The organism is Halopseudomonas sabulinigri (assembly GCF_900105255.1).
GTDB lineage: Bacteria > Pseudomonadota > Gammaproteobacteria > Pseudomonadales > Pseudomonadaceae > Halopseudomonas > Halopseudomonas sabulinigri.
Map to the genome: position 1 here is coordinate 910,265 of NZ_LT629763.1, position 21,550 is coordinate 931,814.

Sequence of the window (21,550 nt, forward strand, 5' to 3'; positions counted from 1 at the left end):
AACGCAGATTTTTTGCGGCGACACCTTTGCTTCCACAAGATGCGGGAGCAGAATCAATCCTGCACCTGCTTCGAGGTCGAGTTAGAGCGCTCTATGGATGCTTACCTGCTGTTTCTGATCATCACCGTCGCCACTGTCATGAGCCCCGGCCCTGGCGTCCTGCTGACGCTGACCAATGCCATCCGCTTCGGTGTGAGCGGTGCCATTGGCGGTATTCTTGGCTTGGCGGTGGGCGCCTTTCTGATTGCCGGGGTATCGGCTACCGGGTTGGGCATTTTGCTGGCGACCTCGGCAGTCGCCTTCACCGTGCTCAAATTCATTGGCGCTGCATACCTGATCTACCTGGGCGTGAAGCTGTGGCGTGCGCCGCCAGCGGTGATCGAACTGCGCGCGGCCGGGCGCCGTACCTTGCCCCGCCAGTTTGCCGAAGGCCTGGGCCTGCAGCTGACCAACCCCAAGGCGGTGTTCTTTTTCCTCTCTATCCTGCCGCAGTTCGTGACTTACGACAGCGCTCACGTGGGCCAGTTTGCCCTGCTGGTGTGTACCTACAGTGTGGTGCTGGTGGTGGTTCACCTGATCTACGCCGCATTGGCCAGAACCACCCGGCAATGGCTGGCATCCGATAGCGGTGGGCGTCTGGTCAACCGCCTGGGCGGCGGCACCTTCATGGGTTTCGGGCTGGGGCTAGCCGCGACCAGCCGCTAACCTGGCTGCATCTGGGTTCTCTCTGCGCTCAGGGCTGTTGATCCGCTCAGGGCTGCTCCGGTCGCTCGGCAGCATCACCCACATCGTCACCCACCTGCCAACTGCCGCCAATGCTACCCGCCAGCTCTGCAGCGGCGGCCAGTTGCGCGGCGGTCACGTTCACCTGTGTGCGCTTGGCGTTGAGCGTGGTGTTCTGCGCCACTGCCACTTCCAGATAGGAAATCAGACCGGACTGGTAACGGTTGGTAATTACCCGCTCGTTCTCCTCCGCCAACTCGACCAATCTGGCCTGCTGCACGGCTTTCTCGCGCAGGATGCTGGTGGTGGCCAGGGCGTTCTCCACGTCGCGCAGACTGTCGAGTACGATCTGGCGATAGGCCGCCGCCTGCTCGTCGTAACTGGCGACGGCGGCGTCTTCTGCGGCGCTGCGGCGGCCGCCGTCGAAGATGGTGAGGGCCAGACTAGGACCGACCGACCAGAAACGCACCGGGGCATTCCACAGGTCACTGACGTTCTGTCCATTCACTCCACCACTGGCATCCAGGCTGAGGGTCGGCAACCAGGCGGTAATGGCCACGCCGATCTGTGCGTTGGCCGCTGCCACGTTGCGTTCCGCAGCGACCACGTCCGGGCGCCGGGCAATCAGCTCGCCGGGCAGCTGCGCAGGAATCGCCGGCACGGCGGGCAGCACGTCCTGCCGCAGCAGGTCGAAGGCTACCGGTGGTTTGCCCTGCAACGCGGCGATGGTGTTTTCTTCAATGGCGCGCTGATTTTCCAGATCGTAGAGATCACTGCGCAGCGATTGCAACTGGGTTTCAGCCTGAATCACGTCAGCGCGCGACACTATGCCGGCGTCGTACTGATTGCGCGTAAGCTGGGTCGAACGCGTGAAGGAATCCATGGTTTGTCTGAGAATGCGGTACTGCACGTCCAGCGCACGCAGATTGATGTAGCTGTTCACTACCGCCAATTGAATCGACAGCCGCGCCGCCGCCAGATCGGCGGCACTTGCGTCCAGCTGCGCGGTACTGGCCTCCACCTGACGCCGCACCCTACCCCAGAGATCCAGCTCCCAACTGATGCCCAAGCGCGCGCTACTGCTTTCGCCGATCACCTCATCACTGCTGCTGCGCGCGGCGTCCACGGCAGCGCTCAGCGTGGGGCTGTAGTCGGCGCGCGCCAGCCGCCGCTGGGCCAATGCAGCGCGGTAACGTGCTTCAGCCTGCGCCAACGTCTGGTTATTTGTATTGGCTTCCTGCACCAACGCGGTAAGTTGCGCGTCGCCAAACGCCCGCCACCACTCGCCACTCTGAGCCCAGCTTTGCGCCGGCAGCGGCTGCCAGCCCGCATCGTACTTGAGTTGCTGTACCGGCACGGTGGCGGGTTTGACATAGTCCGGCCCCATGGTGCAACCGGCGGCAAGCGTGGCCGCAAGGATGACGAGGGTAGGCAGTGGTAGGCATTTCATCGATTACGCGCCAGTCAGGTAGATGAGTCGGATTGTTCGGCGGCCGCGCCGCGCTTGAGCCAGCGCTGACGCAGGTTTTCCAGATACAGGTAGACCGCGGGCGTGGTGTAAAGCGTGAGCAACTGGCTCAGCGCCAAGCCGCCAAAAATGGTGATCCCCAGCGGCCGACGCATCTCCGCGCCCTCGCCAAAACCAAGGATCAGCGGCACGGCGCCCAGCATGCCGGCCATGTTGGTCATCAGGATCGGGCGCAGGCGCAGCAAGGCTGCGCGGTGAATGCCCTGCTGTGGAGTCAGACCTTCGCGGCGCTGCAGGTCCAGTGCGAAGTCGATCATCATGATGGCGTTTTTCATCACAATGCCGATCAACAGAAACAGCCCGAGCATGGCAATCAGGCTGAGGCTCTGCCCGCCCAACTGCAAGGCCAGCAAGGCGCCCAACCCGGCCGGCGGCAAGGTGGAGAGAATCGTCAGCGGATGCAGGGTGCTTTCATAAAGCACACCGAGCACCAGATAAACGGCCAGCAAGACGGCAACAAATGCCCAGGGATCATTCAGTGCATTGCCAAAATCGTTCGGCGACGGCGGCGCCTGATGTACCTCGCTGGGCAGCATGACCTCGTTGAGTATCTGCTCGATGGCAGCATCGGCCTCGCCTTCGGTCACCTCGGGCGCCAAGGAATAGCCGATGCCCATGGAAGCGAACTGCCCTTCGTGACGCACCCGATCTTCGGCCATGCCGTAGTCCCAGGTGGCAAAGCTGGTAAAAGGCACCCGCTGGCCGTCACTGGTCAGCACTTCCAGCTGATCGAGTACTGCCGGGCGTTCGGTGTAACGCGGCGCCAGCTCCATCACGACGCGGTACTGGTTCAACTCGTCATACAGCGTTGCCACCTGACGCTGCGAAAACGAGTTGTTGAGCACCGAGGCGATGGTCTGCATGTCTACGCCCAGGCGGCGGGCAGCCTCACGGTCGATAGTCAGCACCATCTGCCGGGTTTCATCGCCATCAACGTTGTCGACATCGGTCAGTAGCGGGCTCTGCTCCATCGCCTGCGCTACACGGCGCGCCCAGACCTTCAGCGCCTCCAGCGAGTCGGAGCGCAGCACCACTTCATTCTCACTGTTACCGAAAGGGCCGCGGAAATGCAGATCCTGATCGGCCATCAGGTACATCATCACGCCCGGCACCGCCGGCGCGTTGGCGCGCAGCCGATCAATCACCTGCTGGGACGACAGTTTGCGCTCAGCCAGCGGCTTCAGGCGGATCGCCAGTTGCGCGTTGGTCAGGCCGCCGTTACCGCCGCTGGTGCCGGTCAGATCCTGTACCGCCGGGTCGGACAGGATGTACTGCCGGTAGGCTTCGATCTTGGGCTGCATGACCTGAAACGAGAGACCATCGTCGCCGCGAATAAAGCCGCGAATCTGGCCGGTATCCTGCTGCGGCAGCGACTCCTCCGGCAAGTTGAACAACAGATAGCCGCTGGCCAGAATCGCGCCCAGCAGCGTGAGCAAGGCCAGTGGGCGGTGATCGAGTGTCCAGCTCAACGAGCGAGCATAGCCCCGCTGCAGACCGGCAAACAGCGACTCAGACCTGACCTCGTCGCCCTGACCTTGCCCCTGCCCCACAACATGAGCGCCGCGCCGCTGCAACCAATGGGCGCAGAGGCTGGGCGTCAGCGTCAGCGACACCAGCAGCGAAATCAGCATGGCAGCAATCAGGGTGATCGAGAACTCTTCGAACAGCTGCTTTACCAGGCCGCCGAGAAGCAGGATGGAGGCAAAGACCACCGCCAGTGCCAGGGTCATGGCGATCAGCGTGAAGCTCAGCTCGCGCGCGCTGCGCGCGGCGGCCTGCTGCGGCGACAAGCCATTAGCCATGTGCCGCTGCACGTTTTCCAGCACCACAATGGCGTCATCCACTACCAGTCCGGCACCCACGATGAGCGCCATCAACGACAGATTGTTGAGCGAGAAGCCCCAGAAATACATGACCACGAAGCTGCCGATCAGCGACACCGGAATGGCCGCTGAGGGAATCAGCGCAGCGCGAAAGTTACCCAGAAACAACCAGACCACTACGACCACCAGCAAGGCCGCCAGCAGCAGCGAAATCTGTGCCTCGCGCAGGGTGGCGCGGATCACTGGCGAGCGGTCCATGATCACCGACAGCTCAGCATCGGCCGGCAGCAACACCAGCAATTGCGGCAGGCGGTCGTAGATGTTGTCGATGGTCTCGACAATATTGGCGCCGCTCTGCCGGCTGATGTTCAGGATTACCGCGGGGCGATCATTGTGAAAGCCGCTGCTGTAGCGGTTCTCGACCGAGTCGGTGACCTCGGCCACATCTCCCAGCCGCACCACGGCGCCCTCGTCATAGCGCACCACCAGTTCGCGGTAGGCCTTGGCCGTGCGCAGCGCATCACTGGTTTGCACCTGCCAGCGATGCGCGCCCTCTTCGATCACGCCCATGGGCCGCAGCGCGTTGCTGCGCGAGATGGCGTTACGCACCTCATCCAGCGAAAGGCCGTAATGCAGCAGCGCGCCGGCGTCAATCTGCATCCGCACCGCCGGCAAGGAGGCGCCATCAACGGTCACTTCACCAACGCCGGAGATCTGCGCCAGTTTCTGCGCCAGAATGGTCGCGCCTATGTCGTACAACTCGCTGGACGCCAGATTCGGCGAACTCAGCGCCAGGCCCATGATGGGCGCCTGGGAAGGGTCGATCTTCACGTACTGCGGGTTACCCGGCATGCCGGCCGGCAGGTCGCCGCGTACCGCGTTGATGGCGGCCTGCACCTCGCGCGCGGCTTCGTTCAGGTCGCGTTCCAGCTCGAAGGTCAGGGCCACCTGGGTGCTGCCCTGGCTGCTGGATGACGAAATGGCCGTAACCCCGGAAATACTCCCCAGCGCCCGCTCCATTGGCGTGGCCACCGTGGTGGCCATACTCTCGGGGCTGGCGCCTGGCAAGCTGGCGGTCACCACGATCATGGGGATATCCAGCTGCGGCAGTGGCGCCACCGGCAGCAGGCGCCAACACAGTGCGCCGCAGAGCACCAGCGCCAACGCCAGCAGCGAGATACCGACCGGGCGCTGAATGAAGGTATTAACGGCGCTCAATGCGCGGCCTCTACCGGCTCGCCGGCATCCTGCTTGCGCGTCAGCCGATCGAAGAACAGGTACACCACGGGGGTGGTGAACAAGGTCAGTACCTGATTGACCAACAGGCCGCCGACCATGACCACACCCAGCGGCTGACGCAGCTCCGCACCCGAACCGCTGGCAAACATCAACGGCAAGGCGCCAAACAGCGCCGCCAGGGTAGTCATCAGAATCGGCCGAAAACGCAGCAGCGCCGCGCGGTGAATCGCCTCACGCGGGCTCAGGCCCAGATTGCGCTGCGCATCCAGGGCAAAGTCGACCATCATGATGCCGTTTTTCTTGACCAGGCCAATCAGCAGCACGATACCGACCACCGAAATCATATCCAGCGCGCGGTCGGTCAGCAGCAATGCCAACAGCGCACCGAGGGTGGCCGAGGGCAAGGTCGAGAGAATGGTGATGGGGTGAATGGTGCTCTCGTACAGCACGCCCAGCACGATGTACATGGTCAGTACCGCCGCCAGAATCAGCCACAGGGTATTGGCCAGCGAGCTGCGAAAGGCCTCTGCCGCGCCCTGGAAACGCAATTCGATGGCAGCAGGCAGCTGCAGCTCAGCCTGCACCTGCTCGATGGCATCTACCGCTTCACCCAGCGAGGCGCCGGGTGCCAGGTTGAACGAGACCGTGGCCGCCGGGAACTGACCCTGGTGGTTGATCAGCAGCGCGGCGCGGCGCTGATGCACGCTGGCGACGCTGGCCAGCGGAATCGGGTTGCCATCCGCACTGGTCAGGTACACCTGACTCAGGCTTTCCGGCGTGCCGGCAAACTGCGGATCGACCTCCATGATCACCCGGTACTGGTTCGACTGGGTAAAGAGCGTCGCAATCTGCCGCTGGCCAAAGGCGTTGTACAGCGTGTCGGCAATATCGGTGACATCCAGCCCCAGTCGCGCGGCGGCGTCGCGGTCGATGTCCACATAGGCTTCCATGCCCCGCTGCTGCAGATCAGACGCTACGTCGGCCAGCTCGGGACGCGCGCTCAGCGCCGCAATCATCTGCGGTACCCAGTTGTGCAGTTCGTCGCTGTCCAGGCTGGTCAGGCTGAACTGGTACTGCGTGCGGCTCACCCGGTCCTCAATGCTCAGCTCCTGCACCGGCTGAAACCAGGCGGTAATACCGGAGACCTGAGCACTGCGCTCGCGCAGCCGCTCCATTACCTCAAACAGGCTTTCGCTGCGCTCACTGTGCGGCGGCAGGTTGATCAGCAGGCGACCGCTGTTGATAGTGACGTTGGTACCGTCCACGCCGATGAAAGACGAGATACTCTCCACGCCCGCATCTTCCATCAGTGCCTTGGCCAGGTTCTGCTGCCGCTCGGCCATGGCGGTAAAGGAAATATCCTGCGGCGCCTCGGTGACCACCTGAATCACGTTGCTGTCCTGCACGGGGAAGAAGTCCTTGTTCACCGCCAGGTACAGCAGACCGCTGAGCACGATAGTCGCCAGCATCACCAGCAGCGTTGGCCCCTGGCGTGCCAGCACCCAGTCCAGGCCCCGGCCATATCGTTCGATCACCCGTTGCAGCAGGTCGTCCTTATGTTCCTGTGGCGGACGTTTCAGCATCCGCGCGCACATCATGGGTGTCAGCGTGAGCGATACCACCAGCGAGATAACGATGGCGACCGCGAGCGTAATGGCAAATTCGTGGAACAGCCGCCCTACCACATCCGGCATGAACAGCAGCGGAATCAGCACCGCCACCAGCGAAAAGGTCAGTGACATCAGCGTAAAGCCAATTTCCGAAGCGCCCTTGAGCGCGGCCTGCATCGGCGTTTCACCCATCTCGCGATGGCGCGCCACGTTCTCCAGCATGACGATGGCATCGTCCACGACAAAACCGGTAGCGATGGTGAGCGCCATCAGCGTCAGGTTGTTGACCGAGAAGTTCATCAGATACATGAAGGCGAAGGTGCCCACCAGCGACAAGGGCACGGCGATACTGGGGATGAAGGTCGCCTGCAGGTTACGCAGGAATACCAGGGTCACCAGCACCACCAGGAAGATGGCAAATACCAGCTCTTTCTGGGTATCGCGTACCGAGGCGCGAATACTGTGGGTACGGTCGGTCAGCACCTGCACATCCACTGCGGCGGGCAAACTGGCGGTCAGCTGCGGGAGCAGCTCGCGCACCCGGTCGGCCACTTCGATTACGTTGGCACCGGGCTGGCGCTGCACGTTCAGCAGCACCGCTGGTGCGCCGTTGGCCCAGGCAGCCAGAAAGCGGTCTTCGGCGCCATCGACGATGGTCGCCACATCACCCAGACGCAGCGGCGCGCCATCTACCCAGGTAACGATCAGCTTGCGGTAATCCTCGACCGAGCGAATCTGATCGTTGGCATCCAGCATGGTGCTGCGCGTTGGGCCATCAAAACTGCCCTTGGGCTGGTTGACGTTGGTCGCGGCGATGGTCTGACGCACGCTGTCCAGGCTCAGGCCGTAGGACGCCAGTGCGCGCGGGTTGACCAGTACCCTAAGCGCCGGACGCTGACCGCCCGCCAGACTCACCATACCCACACCCGAGAGCTGGGCTAGCTTCTGCGCCATGCGGGTATCGACCAGGTCGTGGACCTGCGGCAGCGGCAAGCTGTTGGAGGTTATCGCCAGGGTAAGAATGGGCGCATCGGCGGGGTTCACCTTGCGGTAGATCGGCGGCGTTGGCAGATCGCTGGGCAGCAGACTCTCCGCGGTGTTCATGGCCGCCTGCACTTCCTGCTCGGCCACCCCCAGATCCTCATCCAGCGCGAACTGCAGGGTAATCACCGAGGCGCCACCGGAGCTGGTGGACGACATTTGTTTCAACCCGGGTATCTGCCCCAGATGGCGTTCCAGCGGCGCGGTAATGGTCCGCGCTGTGACCTCGGGGCTGGCGCCCGGCTGGAAGGTGAACACCTGAATGATGGGGTAATCCACCTGCGGCAACGCGGCCACCGGCAACATCCGCCAGGCAATCAGCCCGGCGGCCAGAAACGCCAGCATCAGCAGCGAGGTGGCGACCGGCCGCAGGATGAAGGGAGCGGAAAGATTCTTCATGGTCGCTGGCTCAATTGCCGGCGCGTGGCGGACCGCGGCGCTCACCGCTGGCCGGTCGCCCGCCGGCGGGCCCCTCGGGCGTGACGTCAGACTCGGCAGCAGGCTCGGCGCCGGGAATCGTCACCTGCTTGCCGTCGCGCAGGCGATCAAGCCCTTCGAGCACCACCAGCTCGCCGGCTTCCAGGCCACTGGTCACGGCTACGCGATCATTGGCTGCAGCGCCCAGCACCACTTCGCGGATGTACGCCTTGCCATCGTTGATGACATACACGTAGTTGCGGTCGGTACCAAACTGCACGGCGTCAGCCGGAATGGTGACAACGTCTGCCAGGGTGTTCAGACGCAGACGCACATTAACGAATTGATTCGGGAAGAGCGCGCTGTCGTCGTTCTCGAACCGGGCGCGCACCCGCAAGGTACCGGTAGTGGTATCGATCTGGTTATCCAGCGTGGTCAGCTCGCCGGTTGCCAGCACCTGGCGCTCGCTGCGATCCAGGGCTTCCACCTGCAGTTTGCCTTCGCCTTGAAAGGCGCTGCGCAGCGCCTGCAGCTCAATCTCGGGGACGGTAAAGTTCACCGCTATCGGCTGCATCTGCGTGATGGTCACCAGCCCTTCGGTATCACCGCTGGAAACCAGGTTGCCCGGGTCCACCCGGCGCAAGCCCAGTTTGCCAGCCAGCGGCGCTTCGATCCGTGTCCAGGACAGCTGCAGCTGCGCATCCTCCACCTGCGCCTGGTTCGCGCGGAGGGTACCGTCAAGCTCCTTGACCAGCGCGCGTTGATCGCTCAGTTGCTGGCGAGCGATGGAATCCTGCTCCCAGAGCTTTTCATACAGTTGCAGGTCGGCACGGGCGTTTTCCAGCGTGGCACGGTTCTGCTGCAGTTGACCCTCGGCCTGCTCCAGCTGCGTTTTGTACGGGCGTGGATCAACTTCAGCCAGCAGTTCGCCCTGCTCTACCGCCGCGCCCTCAGCAAACGCCACGCGGTCGAGCACGCCATCTACTCGGCTGCGTACCACCACGGTATTCAGCGGCGTCACCGTGCCAATGGATTTGATCTGTACTTCCAGGCTACCCAGGGTGGCGGGCTCGGCACGTACCACGGCCGGCGCGTCCCACCCCATGCGCCGCCAGCTCTCGGCCTGAGTCGGTGCTGGCTCACGGCCAAACTGGTACCAGGCGAACAGCAGTACGGCAATGACGCCGACAACCAGAATCAGCAGTTTGCCGTGACGGCGAAAAGAAAATGCGTGGGCCATGAGATCAATATCCGGGTGTACAGCGCGTGTGGCAGTGGGCGAACAACGTGAGAACGCTGACTTTAGAGGAGCTCATCAAAGAGCTGTACCGAATTTACATACCTTTACCTTGGCTTTACATTACTTTTCCTTTACCGGGCATTACCGCCACAGGCTCGAGATAGAGCAGCGCGCCGAGAGCGAGCAAATGATAGTTATTATCATTTGCTCGCACAAGCAGGCATTCGTCGTCCATGAGCACCATGCTCTAGTAGACTCTTTGACAGCCGTCGCTACCGCGCTCTAGCATTCAATTCCTATAAACGTAAATGATTACCCATAACGAACAATCTATATCCTGTCTGCCATGTCATTTTCGTCTTGCCCTAGCCGGTGCCGGGCAGGGACAATCTTTACCGTGCTTAACTCCACCAGCCTCCTGCGTGCCGAGAACCAGCTGCGTAGTAAACAAAATTCGTTTTAGTAATATTGCGAGCCAATAACGTAAAATAATTCACTTTGGTGGCTGGCCAGCGTTGCATGCCAGGGTGAGATAAGACAGGTTTCAGCACCACACGAACACTATAGCCAAGCCAGTAATCAGCAGATGAAAGGAGAAGAACAATGAGTCGTCAGGCAAAAGCCGTCGTTTGTCGGGAATGGGGCCAACCCATTCAAGTGGAAACCATCACCGTGGATGGACCCAAGCGCGGCGAAGTCACCATCAAGGTGGCCGCCTGTGGCGTTTGCCACAGTGATCATTCCGCCACCACCGGCAAGATTCCTTACCCGGCGCCGCTGGTACTCGGTCATGAAGCGGCCGGCGTGGTGGTTGACGTCGGTGAAGGCGTTACCGCGCTCAAGGAAGGCGACTACGTGGTCAGCACCTTCATCACCATGTGCGGCAAGTGCCGCAACTGCGTACGCGGCCGCCCGGTCCTTTGCGAGAACGCGCGCAAGTCGATGGTCACCCTGCCCGACGGCACCGTGCGCACCCACGGCAAGGACGGCGAAGACCTCAACGTGTTTGGCGCCTGCGGCGTCATGGCCGAGTACGCCACCCTGCACGTCGACAACTGTGTGAAGATCGATGACGACGTGCCCATGTCCAGTGCTGCCCTGGTGGGTTGTGCAGTCATTACCGGCGTAGGCTCGGTATTCAACACGGCGCAGCTGGAGCCCGGCTCGCGTGCAGCGGTATTCGGTATTGGCGGTGTGGGTCTGAACGCCATTCAGGGTTGTGTAACAGCGGGTGCCGAGATGGTCATCGCGGTAGACACCAACGCCGCCAAGCTGGAAATGGCCAAGGAGTTTGGCGCGACGCATACCGTCAATATCACCGAGGTCGATGACGTTTCCAAGGCGATCAAGAAGCTCAGCGGTGGCGGTGTGGATTACGCCTTCGAGTGCGTCGGCAACGGCAAGGTAGTCGAGCAGGCGTTCAAGGCGCTCGGCCGTGCCGGGACTGTAGTGGTTGTAGGTGTTGCCGATGGCAAGGACACCACCTCCATCAATACCTTCACCCTGCCCGCCGATGAGCGCACGCTCAAGGGCAGCTGGCTGGGCTCGGCGCGTCCGCAGTATGACTTCCCGCGGATTCTCAACCTGTACAAGGCCAACCGCCTGAAACTGGATGAGCTGGTCACCCAGACCTACAACATCGACGATGCTGCGCAAGCCTTCGCCGATATGCTGGATGGCAAAAACGCCCGTGGCGTGATCGTCTTTGAATAAGGCGCTTCTCTGGCAGTAAGCTGCCGACAGAAAAAACCCGACCCGCTGTTCTGCTGGTCGGGTTTTTTATTGCCTGCGCAGTAAGGTCTAGGCGCGGCGGGTTATGCGCCAGGTTTTGTGAATTTTGGTGTTGCGCTGAAAGTCCTTGTCCAGCGTTTGTGCGGAAATATCCTCGACCTGATAGGCCGCCGCCACCGCGTCGTCCATACGGAAGCGCCGGAAATTGTTGGAGAAGTAAATCATCCCGCCCGGTGCCAGGCGTGCCATCGCCAGTTCCAGCAATTTTGGATGGTCGCGCTGCACATCGAACACATCGTCCAGGCGTTTGGAGTTGGAGAAGGTCGGCGGATCAATGAAGATCAGATCGTAGCTTTGCTGCTCCTGCGCCAGCCACTCCATCACATCGGCGCGCTCCAATTTGTGCAGCTCCGAGAGGCCATTCAAGGACAGGTTACGCCGTGCCCAGTCGAGATACGTCTTGGACAGATCCACACTGGTAGTCGAACGCGCGCCGCCTGCGGCCGCGTGTACGCTGGCCGTTGCGGTGTAGCAGAACAGGTTGAGGAAGCGCTTGCCGCGCGCCTCCTGGGCGATGCGCAGGCGAATCGGCCGGTGATCGAGAAACAGGCCGGTGTCCAGGTAATCGGTCAGATTGACCAGCAGTTTCACCTGCCCTTCGTGCACAGTCATGAACTCGCCGCGCTGCGCCATGCGCTGATACTGCTGCTTGCCGGTTTGCCGCTGGCGCTGCTTGAGCACCACCTGGCTTTGCGGAATATCCAGCACCTGCGGGATGGCCGATAACACGTCCTGCAGGCGCGCCTGCGCCTTGTCTTCGTCGATGCTGGCGGGCGCAGCATATTCCTGCACGTGTACCCAATCGGCGTATACGTCAACGGCAACGGAGAATTCGGGCATATCAGCGTCGTAAAGGCGGTAGCACTGAATATCCTGCTGCCGCGCCCATTTGCCCAACAGCTTGAGGTTCTTCTTCAAGCGATTGGCGAACATCTGTGCCGACTCACTGAGGCGTGCGGTCGTCACCGGTGCGGCGGTACCCTGCTCAGTCTGTTTTTGCGTTTGCGGCGCCGCCGCCTGGGTGATGAAGCGCTCTGGCGCCAGGTCCATCAGCAGCAGCTTGCACGGCAAGGCGCCATTGAACAGGTTGTACTGTTTGTGGCTGCGAATGCCCATGCGCTTGCCCAGGTCCTGGTTGCCGGTAAAAATCGCCGCCTGCCAACCAACGCACTGCTCGCGCAGCACCTCACCCAACTTCTGATACAGATAAACCAGGCTGGCGGTATCGCCGAGCCGTTCGCCGTAGGGCGGATTGCACACGATCAGCCCCTGCTGCCCGCGATCCGGGCTGGGCGCAAAGGTCGCCAGCTCGCCCTGATAGACCTTCACCCACTCGGTCACGCCAGCGCGTTGAATGTTGTTGCGCACTGGCTGCAGTAGACGCGGGTCAGCTTCATAGCCGCGAATCCAGGCTGGCGGTTTGGCCAGGCCTTTTTCCGCGCGATAGCGCGCCTCATTGAGCAAGCGCTCCCACATGCTGGGTATGTGTTGTAGCCAGCGACTGAAGCCCCAGCGCTCGCGCTGCAGATTGGGCGCGACATCGGCGGCCATCAGCGCCGCCTCCACCAGAAAGGTGCCGGAGCCGCACATGGGGTCGGCCAGCGCTGCGCCCTCTTCCGCCAGTTTCGGCCAGCCGCTGCGGATCAGAATGGCCGCTGCCAAATTTTCTTTCAGGGGCGCCGCGCCCTGCTGCAAACGGTAGCCGCGCTGATGCAGGCTGACACCGGACAGATCCAGCGCCACCTGCACCTCGCTGCGACGGCAATGCACGTTGATGCGCAGATCAGGCTGCACCTTCTCAACGCTGGGCCGCGTACCATCGGCCTGGCGTAGCTGATCAACAATCGCATCCTTGACCTTGAGTGCGCCAAAGTGGGTGTTGTCGATGCCCGGCAGGCTGCCGGTAAAGTCGATGGCAAGACTGCCATCGGCGCGCAGGTGCGCAGCCCAATCGATTTGCTGGATACCGTCATACATCTGCTGCGCGCTTTCCGCCGGAAAACGGCTGAGCACCATCAGCACCCGGTTGGCCAGCCGCGACCACAAACAGATACGGTAAGCCAGCTCCCTGTCGCCCTGCACTTCGATGCCGGTAACGGTTTCACGGGCAGAATCAGCGCCCAGCGCGAGCACTTCGTCACGCAGCAGACCCTCCACGCCTTTCGGACAGGTAACAAAAAATTCAAGGGTCTCGCGCATGTCGTTGATTTCCGGCAGATGATGACGTTTATATTTCAAGGGCGGCTAAATATAAGCCGCGGTATGCCAATTCGTTCTTTGGAGGAGGCACCTCCGGTAGGGTACAACAAGCTATGACTTGATCAGCAACACGGATTCGGCGGCCAGCCTTTTACTACATGTTAGCTGGCTTCCCTCTGGTGCAACCAGTCAGTTACTGGTTCGCACACCTTCCCGCACGGCATGTGCCGTCTGGTATGTCATACCCAACGAGGACTCAACCCTATGAGAAGACTCAAGCGTGATCCGATGGAACGAGCGTTTTTGCGCGGTTACCAAAATGGAGTACATGGCAAATCTCAAGACAGTTGCCCTTTCAACAGTGCCAGTGCCAGACAGAATTGGATCAATGGTTGGCGTGAAGGACGCGCGGATCATTGGGCCGGTTACACCGGCATCTCCGGTGTACACCGTTTAAACGAAATGCACGCGGTAGGTTAAGCTTTCTCTCTTTTTCAATTTTCCCCAAGGCGCTCACCCAGAGCGCCGGGCCTCGCGAAGGCCCACCCGGCCCCCGCTTGCGGGGGCTGCCTATTTCAGCCCCCCGACGACGTCACTCAACGCGTGGCAAGGTCGCAATCGCCTCGGCACATTCCCGAATCAAACCCGGGCCGCGATAGATAAAGCCACTATAGAGCTGTACCAGACTGGCGCCTGCCGCGATCTTGTCGGCAGCATCGGCGCCGCTGAAAATACCGCCTACGCCGATGATCGGCATACGCCCCTTGAGCTCCTGCGCCAGCAGACGTACCACCTGGGTGGAAACGTCGGTCAGCGGCGCGCCAGAAAGACCGCCGGCCTCTTCGGCAAAGGTTGAGTCCGCCACCGCGCTGCGATCCAGCGTGGTATTGGTCGCTATCACCGCGTCCATGCCCTGCTCCAGCAGGGTAACAGCCACCAGGCTCACCTCTTCCGCGGTCATGTCGGGGGCAATCTTGATCGCAATCGGCACATAGCGGCCGTGCCGCTCGCTCAACTGCAGCTGGCAGGTCTTGATCTGCGCCAGCAGCTGCTTCAGCGAATCACCGTATTGCAGGGTGCGCAGGCCGGGGGTATTGGGTGAGGACAGGTTGACCGTGACATAGCTGGCGCGGCTGTAGACCTTGCGCAGGCAGTAGAGGTAATCATCTACCGCGTTCTCGACCGGGGTAGCTGCATTCTTGCCAATGTTGATACCCAACACGCCCTGATATTTCACCGCCGCCAGACGTTCGAGCATGGCGTCTACGCCCTGGTTGTTGAAACCGAAGCGGTTGATGATGGCCTCGTGCTCGGCCAGGCGAAACAGGCGTGGCTTGGGGTTACCCGGTTGCGGCTTAGGTGTGACGGTACCTACCTCGATGGAGCCGAAGCCCATGGCCGCCAGGCCATCAACCGCCACGGCGTTCTTGTCCAGCCCGGCGGCCAGGCCGACCGGATTGTCGAAGGTCAGCCCCATAACTTCGACCGGCTGGGGCGGCACCGGGCGCACCAGTTTGTCGGCCAGCCGCAACCGCCCGGCAGCGCCAATCAGATCCAGAGCCAGATCGTGGGAGGTTTCAGCGGGCAGTTTGAACATCAGGGAGCGAAGCAGGTCGTACATGGGCGCGGGCCTGGGCAGTGAAATCAGGCTGCAGAGTATAAAGGGTTATGCCCGAGGATTCAGCAGCCAGCGGTAATCGGGCGAGCAGCGCTACAGGCGCTCCAGCTTGAGCAGCTTGCCCTCATCGGTGAAGCTCAGGCGGAAGCTGCCGTGTACCCCGGCATGGGTCAGGAAAGGCCGCAGATGATGCGCCGGCAAACTGACCCGGCGCCCATCCCGACTGTACATCAGCACCCGCTCGGCGCGTCCCTGGTACCAGGCCAGGTAGCGCTCGGCGGGCAATGCCAGATCGATGATCAACTGCTGCATGGCTCTCCCTGCACGTTCAAACGCGCCGCCTGAGCCAGATCCAGCAATTCTCGCATGGCCACCGCCACCATCGGATAGTCCCCTGCCCCGGCGTTTTTCAGCTCGGTGAGCATGGCTTGCCAACGCAGTACCATTTGCTGATTCTGCGCCATCCAGCGGTTAACCAGATCTGCTACCGGCATGGCTGCGTCTGCGCTTTGCAGGGCCGCAATGGTCATGGTTCGGGCCTGCCAGTCCAGATCGTCGCGGTAGCTTTCACGGGCCAGCGCCTGCCAGTGGTTGTCGACCACCAGGTTGGATACCTGCTGGTTGAACCAGGGCAACTGCAGCTGACTGCCAATGGCAAAGAATACCTGCGCCACCCGCTCCGGACTTTGGCCAGTGGTATCGGCCGCCTCGACAATACCCAGCAGCGTGTAGGCATGGCCGGTGCCGGCCACCACGCGGGCAATGCCCTCTGGCACGCTGGCATCGGCGTAGTGCTGATAGCGTTCGTCCCACAGGCGGCGAATATCGCCATCCAGCAGTTGATCAAAGCGCTCCGACAGCGCCTGCACGCAAGGCGCAAAATGCTCGACCTCGCGCTGTGGCAGCAACTCGGTGCGGCGGTTGCGGATAAACCAGCGTGTCGCCCGCCGGCCCAGCCGCATCAGCTCTTCCATCAACTCCAGCTGCACCTCGGCGGGAATCTGATAATCCAACTGCTCGATGCCGGCAAAGTGCTCCTGCAGATGGAATACGTCACGTGCCACGACATACGCGCGCGCGATGTCGCTGGCGGTTGCACCGGTGGATTGCTCAAGGCGGCGCAGGAAGGTAATCCCCATGTGGTTGACCAGGTTGTTGGCCAACTGCGTGGAGATGATTTCACGGCGCAAACGGTGACTGGCCAGTGCCGACTGGTACTTCTTCAACAGCACCTCGGGGAAGGCCGTTTCCAGCTCAGTCGCCAGATAGGCGTCTTCGGGTACGTCGGAGGCGGCCAGGGCTTCCTTCAAATCCGCCTTGGAATAGGAAATCAGCACCGACAGCTCGGCGCGCGTCAGCCCCTTACCGGCGGCCTTGCGCTCTGCCATCTGCTCGTCATCGGGGATGAACTCCAGCGCCCGGTTGAGTTTGCCGCTGCTTTCCATGGCACTGATAAAGCGCTGATATTCGCCCATGGTCTGCCCGGCAAGACGCTGCGCCAGACTGATTGCCTGGGTCTGCTTGTAGTTGTTGCCCAGCACCAGGCCGGCGACCGCATCGGTCATGCTGGCCAGCAGTTTGTTGCGCTGCTTGGCAGTCATGTCCTGGCTGGCGACCACTTCATTGAGCAGGATCTTGATATTGACCTCGTGGTCGGAGCAGTCGACGCCGCCAGCGTTATCAATAAAGTCGGTATTCACCGCCCCGCCGTTAAGGCAGAACTCGATACGCCCGAGCTGCGTCAGCCCCAGGTTGCCGCCCTCGCCTACCACGCGGCAACGCAGGTCGCGGCCGTTGACCCGCAACGCATCGTTGGCCTTGTCGCCCACATCAGCATGGGTTTCACCGCTGCCCTTGACGTAAGTGCCGATGCCGCCGTTCCAGATCAGGTCAACCGGCGCCTTGAGCAATTGGTGAATCAGCTCGGTGGGCGTGAGTTTATCGGCCTTGATATCGAACAGTTCGCGCATCTGCGGCGTCAGGGTGATCTGCTTCAGGCTGCGCTCGAAAATACCGCCGCCCTTGGAAATCAGGCTGGCGTCGTAATCCGCCCAGCTGGAGCGCGGCAGATCAAACAAGCGTTGGCGCTCGACGAAGCTGCTTTGCGGGTCAGGCGTTGGATCGATGAAGATGTGCTGATGGTTGAACGCCGCCACCAACTTCAGCTGGCGCGACAACAGCATGCCGTTGCCGAACACGTCGCCGGCCATGTCGCCAATGCCGATCACCGTGATCGGGTCGTTCTGCACGTCCAGCCCCAGCTCGCGGAAATGCCGCTGCACGGAGACCCAGGCGCCCTTCGCGGTGATGCCCATTTTCTTGTGGTCATATCCGGCCGAGCCGCCGGAAGCAAAGGCGTCACCCAGCCAGAAGCCGTACCCGGCAGCGATGCCGTTGGCGATGTCGGAGAAGGTCGCGGTGCCCTTGTCGGCCGCGACCACCAGATAAGGATCATCGGCGTCATGGCGCACCACATTGACCGGCGGCACCACCTGCCCTTCAACCAGATTATCGGTCAAATCCAGCAGCCCCTGGATGAACAGCTTGTAGCAGGCAATTGCCTCCTGCTGCACCTCATCACGGTTGCCGCCTACCGGCAGCCGCCGAGGTACGAACCCACCCTTGGCGCCCACCGGCACGATGACCGCGTTCTTCACCTGTTGCGCCTTGACCAGCCCCAATACCTCGGTGCGGTAATCTTCCTCGCGGTCGGACCAGCGCAGGCCACCACGCGCAACCTTTCCACCCCGCAGATGCACACCCTCGACCCGTGGCGAATAGACGAATATCTCGAACATCGGGCGCGGCAACGGCAGCTCGGGTATCCCCGAGGGATCGAATTTCAGGCTGAGGTAGTCCTTGGCCTCGCCCTCGGCATCCGGCTGATAGAAGTTGGTGCGCAGGGTCGCCTTGATCAGATCCAGGTAGCGTCGCAGGATGCGGTCTTCGTTAAGCACGGCCACGTTATCCAGCGCATTGAGGATCGCCTGCTCCAGCTTTTGCTGCATGTCTTCCAGATCGCCAGCCGACAGCTTGCGGGCCAGGTAGAAGCGCGTGCGGAACAGCCGCACCAGCTCGCGCGCAATATCCGCGTGGGCAATCAGCGTGTTGGCAATGTAGGGCAGTTCAAAGCCGAGGCGAATCTGCTTGAGGTAACGCGCATAGGCACGCAGCAGCGACACATCACGCCACGGCAAGCTGGCCAGCAGCACCAGGCGGTTGAACGCATCGTTCTCAGCCTGCCCGGCCCAGATCGCCGCGAAAGCTTCACGGAACAGGTCGTTGGCTTCCTGTATGTCGAGGCTGGCATTGGCGGCAAAGGTAAATTCAAAATCGTGAATCCAGAAACCAGTGCCGTCCTGCTGCGCGATATGGAACGGAAACTCACCGAGCACGCGCAGCCCCAGGTTCTCCAGAATCGGGATGACATCCGACAGCGGCAAGGGATCATTCAGGTGATATAGCTTGCAGTGCAGCACGCCCGGCTTCTGCTCCAGCGGCTGGTAAAAGCTCATCGCCAGCGGCTTGTCGGCCGTCAGTCCCAGCATGGTTTGCAGATCGACCACGCCAGTGGCCGGCGGGAAGCGGTCGCTGTAGCCGGCTGGGAAGCCTTCACCCAAGTGCGCCAGCACATCGGTGGCCCGCGCCTCGCCCATGCTCTCCAGCAGCCGGTCACGAAATTCATCCTTCCAGTCGCGGCAGGCGCGTATGACTTCCTGTTCTATTTTCACGGGGTCGATATCCAGCGTCTTGGTGGGGTCAACCCGCATAATGAACTGGGTGCGGGCCAGAATGGATTCGGAGAAGTAGGTCCAGAACTCGCTTTCGCTGGCCTGCAGCCGCTCCATCAATACCGACTGAATGGTCAGCCGAATATCGGTGGAGTACACATCGCGGGGCACGAAGGCCAGGCAGTAATAGAATCGCCCGTAGTTGCCAGAGCGCAAAAATACGCGGATCTGATTGCGCTCCTGCATCTGCACTATGCTGAGCGCCGTATCGGCCAACTCCTCTACCGACATCTGAAACAGGTCGTCGCGCGGCAACACCTGCAACACCTGCTCCAGCTCCTTGGCCAGATGGCTACGCGGAATAAAGCCCGACACCTCGCGCACGTGCGCTACCTTGCGCCTTACGTGCGGGATGTTGTCGACCAGATCGGAGTAAACCCGTGAGGTATAGAGCCCCATGAAACGGTGCTCCAGCACCACCTTACCGTCAGCATCCACCTCGCGGACCGAGACGTAATCAGGATAGGCCGGCCGGTGCACCCGGCTCAGGCGCGAGGCCTTGGCGAACGACAACAACAGCGGCGCCTGCAAGTACTCGATTACCTGCGCGGGCAAGCCAGCCAGACTCTCGTCACGCGGCTCCATGGCCAGGGCGCCGAGGCTCTTGTCGGCAAACAACCCCAGGCGCTGCTTGGGCAATCCCTCATTGACGGCAAAGCACTCGTACCCGAGAAAGGTGAAGTGATCTTCCAGCAGCCATTCAAGAAAGGCTACGGTTTCGCTGCGCTCGGAGGCAGAGAAATAGTGCTTGCCGCGCTTTTTCAGGTTGGCAATCAGCGTAGCGACCTGGCTGCACATGGCCGGAAAGTCGCGTACGGTCACTCGCACGTTGCTCAACGCCTCCTGCAGCCCCTCTTGCAGGGCCCGCAAATCGGCGCTGGTGGTGCAACGGTCGATTTCGATATACATCAGTGATTCAGCGCGCACCTGATCACCCGTGCTGCCGGCTTCCAGCAATGACAGCAGGTTGCCCTGCTCGTCGCGCTGCGTGGTCATGATGCTGTTTTGCAAGGTGTGGATGGCATAGCCGGAACGCGTCAGCTCCATGCGAACCGAGTCGACTAGGAACGGCAGGTCACGGTGCAGGACTTCGACCACGGTGTGCGTGCTCTGCCAACCGTGCTGCTGGGTGTCGGGGTTGAATACCCGCAGTTTGACCTCGCCCCCGTCGAACTGCTGCAGGAAGCGCCAGCTGGACAGTGTGCAGCCGAGCAAGTCGTTATCCTGGCGCAGACTTAGCTCGTCCAGCGTGGCGATACCATAGAAGTAGCGGCAGAACAGCCGAATGGCATCTTGATCCTTTGTCTGCACCAGCGCCTGAAGCCGCTCCTGCAGTGTCTCGATAAAGCCCTGCTTAGTGCTGGCCATGATCAATGCCATGCTGCCTACCTCCTGTTGCGTCTTGGGTGTGGACTGCGAACCTGCTTTGGTCTGGCTCTGCGCCCTTGTGGGGCATCCGGCCGGCGCCTGAATTATTCTTGTCTCAGGCATAGTCTAGACCAAAGGCATTTCGGTAAAGTGACGTACACTGACGCCGGCCCCAACGAACAGGACACGAAAAATTCCAATGACCCATCGGGACTCACTGCTGCAGCTCAAAGCCTTCCTCGGGCAACACATCTTTGGTCAGGAACATTTGATTGATCGCATGCTGATCAGCCTGCTGGCCGGCGGTCATGTATTGGTTGAAGGTGCGCCCGGTCTGGCCAAGACCAAGGCCATCAAGGCGCTGTCTGAAGGCATCGAAGCCGATTTCCATCGCATCCAGTTCACCCCCGATCTGCTGCCCGCCGACATTACCGGCACCGAAGTCTACCGGCCGGAAACCGCTACGTTCAGCTTCCAGCAGGGGCCGATCTTCCACCATCTGGTACTGGCTGACGAAATCAACCGCGCACCGGCCAAGGTGCAATCAGCCTTGCTCGAAGCCATGGCCGAGCGACAGGTCAGTATTGGCCGCGAGACCTATCCGCTGCCGGAGCTGTTCATGGTCATGGCGACCCAGAACCCGATTGAGCAGGAAGGCACCTACCCGCTGCCCGAGGCGCAACTCGACCGCTTCCTGATGCACGTACGCATCGGCTTCCCGGATGCCGCGCTGGAGCGCCAGATTCTGCAACTGGCGCGTGGCGAAGCGCGTGGCGAAGAGCCCGCCATCAGCCGCAAGATCAGCCAGGCCAGCATTCTGGGCGCGCGCCAGGAGGTGCTCGAAATGTTCATGGCCGAGGCGGTCGAGGAGTATCTCATCCAGTTGATCATGGCGACTCGCCGCGCCGAACAGTACAACCCGCAGCTGGCCGAGTGGTTGTCGATGGGCGCCAGCCCACGCGGCACCATCGCCCTGGACCGCTGCGCTCGTGCGCATGCCTGGCTGGCGGGCCGCGATTTTGTCAGCCCCGAGGATGTGCAGGCCATCGTTCACGATGTGCTGCGCCACCGCATCATGCTGAGCTTTGAAGCCGAAGCCGCTGGCATCGATACCGATCAGGCCATCAACCTGTTGATCGACTCGGTTCCGGTGGTCTGATCC

Annotated in this window: 12 protein-coding genes; 4 read left to right on the top strand and 8 right to left on the bottom strand. The window is 61.6% G+C overall.

All coding sequences use genetic code 11. The annotated features are described in order from the left end of the window. Nucleotides 1–93: 93 nt before the first annotated feature. Nucleotides 94–705: a LysE family translocator gene (locus BLU26_RS04035; RefSeq protein ID WP_092288353.1), complete on the top strand. Its 612-nt coding sequence runs from the start codon at nt 94–96 to the stop codon at nt 703–705. Nucleotides 706–751: 46 nt separating this feature from the next. Here the strand turns inward: BLU26_RS04035 and BLU26_RS04040 are convergent, their stop codons facing one another. Genes BLU26_RS04040 through BLU26_RS04055 form a run of 4 tightly spaced genes read right to left on the bottom strand, consistent with a single transcriptional unit; the run spans nt 752 to nt 9,621 of the window. Next, complete coding sequence (locus tag BLU26_RS04040) at nt 752–2,173, bottom strand: efflux transporter outer membrane subunit (RefSeq protein ID WP_092284094.1); 1,422 nt, start codon at nt 2,171–2,173, stop codon at nt 752–754. 14 nt (nt 2,174–2,187) lie between these two features. Next, nucleotides 2,188–5,292, bottom strand: coding sequence for an efflux RND transporter permease subunit (locus BLU26_RS04045; protein WP_092284096.1), 3,105 nt, complete (start codon nt 5,290–5,292; stop codon nt 2,188–2,190). Next, nucleotides 5,289–8,363 carry a multidrug efflux RND transporter permease subunit gene (locus tag BLU26_RS04050; RefSeq protein WP_092284098.1) on the bottom strand — a complete coding sequence of 1,025 codons (3,075 nt, stop codon included), beginning with the start codon at nt 8,361–8,363 and terminating at the stop codon, nt 5,289–5,291. Before BLU26_RS04050 ends, BLU26_RS04045 begins: the two co-directional genes overlap by 4 nt. Nucleotides 8,364–8,373: 10 nt before the next feature. Then, nucleotides 8,374–9,621, bottom strand: a complete 1,248-nt coding sequence (locus tag BLU26_RS04055) for an efflux RND transporter periplasmic adaptor subunit (protein WP_092284100.1) — start codon at nt 9,619–9,621, stop codon at nt 8,374–8,376. Nucleotides 9,622–10,224: 603 nt separating this feature from the next. Between BLU26_RS04055 and BLU26_RS04060 the strand changes: the two genes are divergently transcribed. After that, on the top strand, nt 10,225–11,334 hold the full coding sequence (locus BLU26_RS04060; RefSeq protein WP_092284102.1) for a Zn-dependent alcohol dehydrogenase: 1,110 nt from the start codon (nt 10,225–10,227) through the stop codon (nt 11,332–11,334). An 87-nt stretch (nt 11,335–11,421) separates the two neighbouring features. On the opposite strand, the gene rlmKL is transcribed toward BLU26_RS04060, so the two are convergent. Further along, the gene (gene rlmKL / locus BLU26_RS04065; protein ID WP_092284104.1) at nt 11,422–13,611 is read right to left on the bottom strand and encodes a bifunctional 23S rRNA (guanine(2069)-N(7))-methyltransferase RlmK/23S rRNA (guanine(2445)-N(2))-methyltransferase RlmL; all 2,190 of its coding nucleotides are present in this window, start codon (nt 13,609–13,611) and stop codon (nt 11,422–11,424) included. 264 nt (nt 13,612–13,875) lie between these two features. On the opposite strand from rlmKL, the gene rmf reads away from it, so the two are divergent. Beyond that, nucleotides 13,876–14,091: a ribosome modulation factor gene (rmf, locus tag BLU26_RS04070; RefSeq protein WP_092284106.1), complete on the top strand. Its 216-nt coding sequence runs from the start codon at nt 13,876–13,878 to the stop codon at nt 14,089–14,091. Between the two features lie 112 nt (nt 14,092–14,203). On the opposite strand, the gene BLU26_RS04075 is transcribed toward rmf, so the two are convergent. The 3 genes from BLU26_RS04075 to BLU26_RS04085 all read right to left on the bottom strand — a co-directional run bounded on the left by BLU26_RS04075 (nt 14,204) and on the right by BLU26_RS04085 (nt 20,400). Beyond that, nucleotides 14,204–15,232 (bottom strand): quinone-dependent dihydroorotate dehydrogenase, encoded by a 1,029-nt coding sequence (locus tag BLU26_RS04075; RefSeq protein WP_092284108.1) that lies wholly within the window; start codon nt 15,230–15,232, stop codon nt 14,204–14,206. Between the two features lie 90 nt (nt 15,233–15,322). Then, nucleotides 15,323–15,541: a DUF2835 domain-containing protein gene (locus tag BLU26_RS04080; protein ID WP_092284110.1), complete on the bottom strand. Its 219-nt coding sequence runs from the start codon at nt 15,539–15,541 to the stop codon at nt 15,323–15,325. Beyond that, nucleotides 15,529–20,400, bottom strand: coding sequence for an NAD-glutamate dehydrogenase (locus BLU26_RS04085; protein ID WP_092284112.1), 4,872 nt, complete (start codon nt 20,398–20,400; stop codon nt 15,529–15,531). The genes BLU26_RS04080 and BLU26_RS04085 overlap by 13 nt, the downstream gene beginning before the upstream one ends. A 187-nt stretch (nt 20,401–20,587) precedes the next feature. Between BLU26_RS04085 and BLU26_RS04090 the strand changes: the two genes are divergently transcribed. After that, nucleotides 20,588–21,547 (top strand): AAA family ATPase, encoded by a 960-nt coding sequence (locus BLU26_RS04090; RefSeq protein WP_092284114.1) that lies wholly within the window; start codon nt 20,588–20,590, stop codon nt 21,545–21,547. Nucleotides 21,548–21,550: the final 3 nt, after the last annotated feature.

Coding starts and splice junctions, on each gene's coding strand:
- BLU26_RS04035 (WP_092288353.1), top strand. CDS start 94: ATGGATGCTTACCTGCTGTTTCTGATCATCACCGTCGCCACTGTCATG.
- BLU26_RS04040 (WP_092284094.1), bottom strand. CDS start 2,173: ATGAAATGCCTACCACTGCCTACCCTCGTCATCCTTGCGGCCACGCTT.
- BLU26_RS04050 (WP_092284098.1), bottom strand. CDS start 8,363: ATGAAGAATCTTTCCGCTCCCTTCATCCTGCGGCCGGTCGCCACCTCG.
- BLU26_RS04055 (WP_092284100.1), bottom strand. CDS start 9,621: ATGGCCCACGCATTTTCTTTTCGCCGTCACGGCAAACTGCTGATTCTG.
- BLU26_RS04060 (WP_092284102.1), top strand. CDS start 10,225: ATGAGTCGTCAGGCAAAAGCCGTCGTTTGTCGGGAATGGGGCCAACCC.
- rlmKL (WP_092284104.1), bottom strand. CDS start 13,611: ATGCGCGAGACCCTTGAATTTTTTGTTACCTGTCCGAAAGGCGTGGAG.
- rmf (WP_092284106.1), top strand. CDS start 13,876: ATGAGAAGACTCAAGCGTGATCCGATGGAACGAGCGTTTTTGCGCGGT.
- BLU26_RS04075 (WP_092284108.1), bottom strand. CDS start 15,232: ATGTACGACCTGCTTCGCTCCCTGATGTTCAAACTGCCCGCTGAAACC.
- BLU26_RS04080 (WP_092284110.1), bottom strand. CDS start 15,541: ATGCAGCAGTTGATCATCGATCTGGCATTGCCCGCCGAGCGCTACCTG.
- BLU26_RS04085 (WP_092284112.1), bottom strand. CDS start 20,400: ATGGCATTGATCATGGCCAGCACTAAGCAGGGCTTTATCGAGACACTG.
- BLU26_RS04090 (WP_092284114.1), top strand. CDS start 20,588: ATGACCCATCGGGACTCACTGCTGCAGCTCAAAGCCTTCCTCGGGCAA.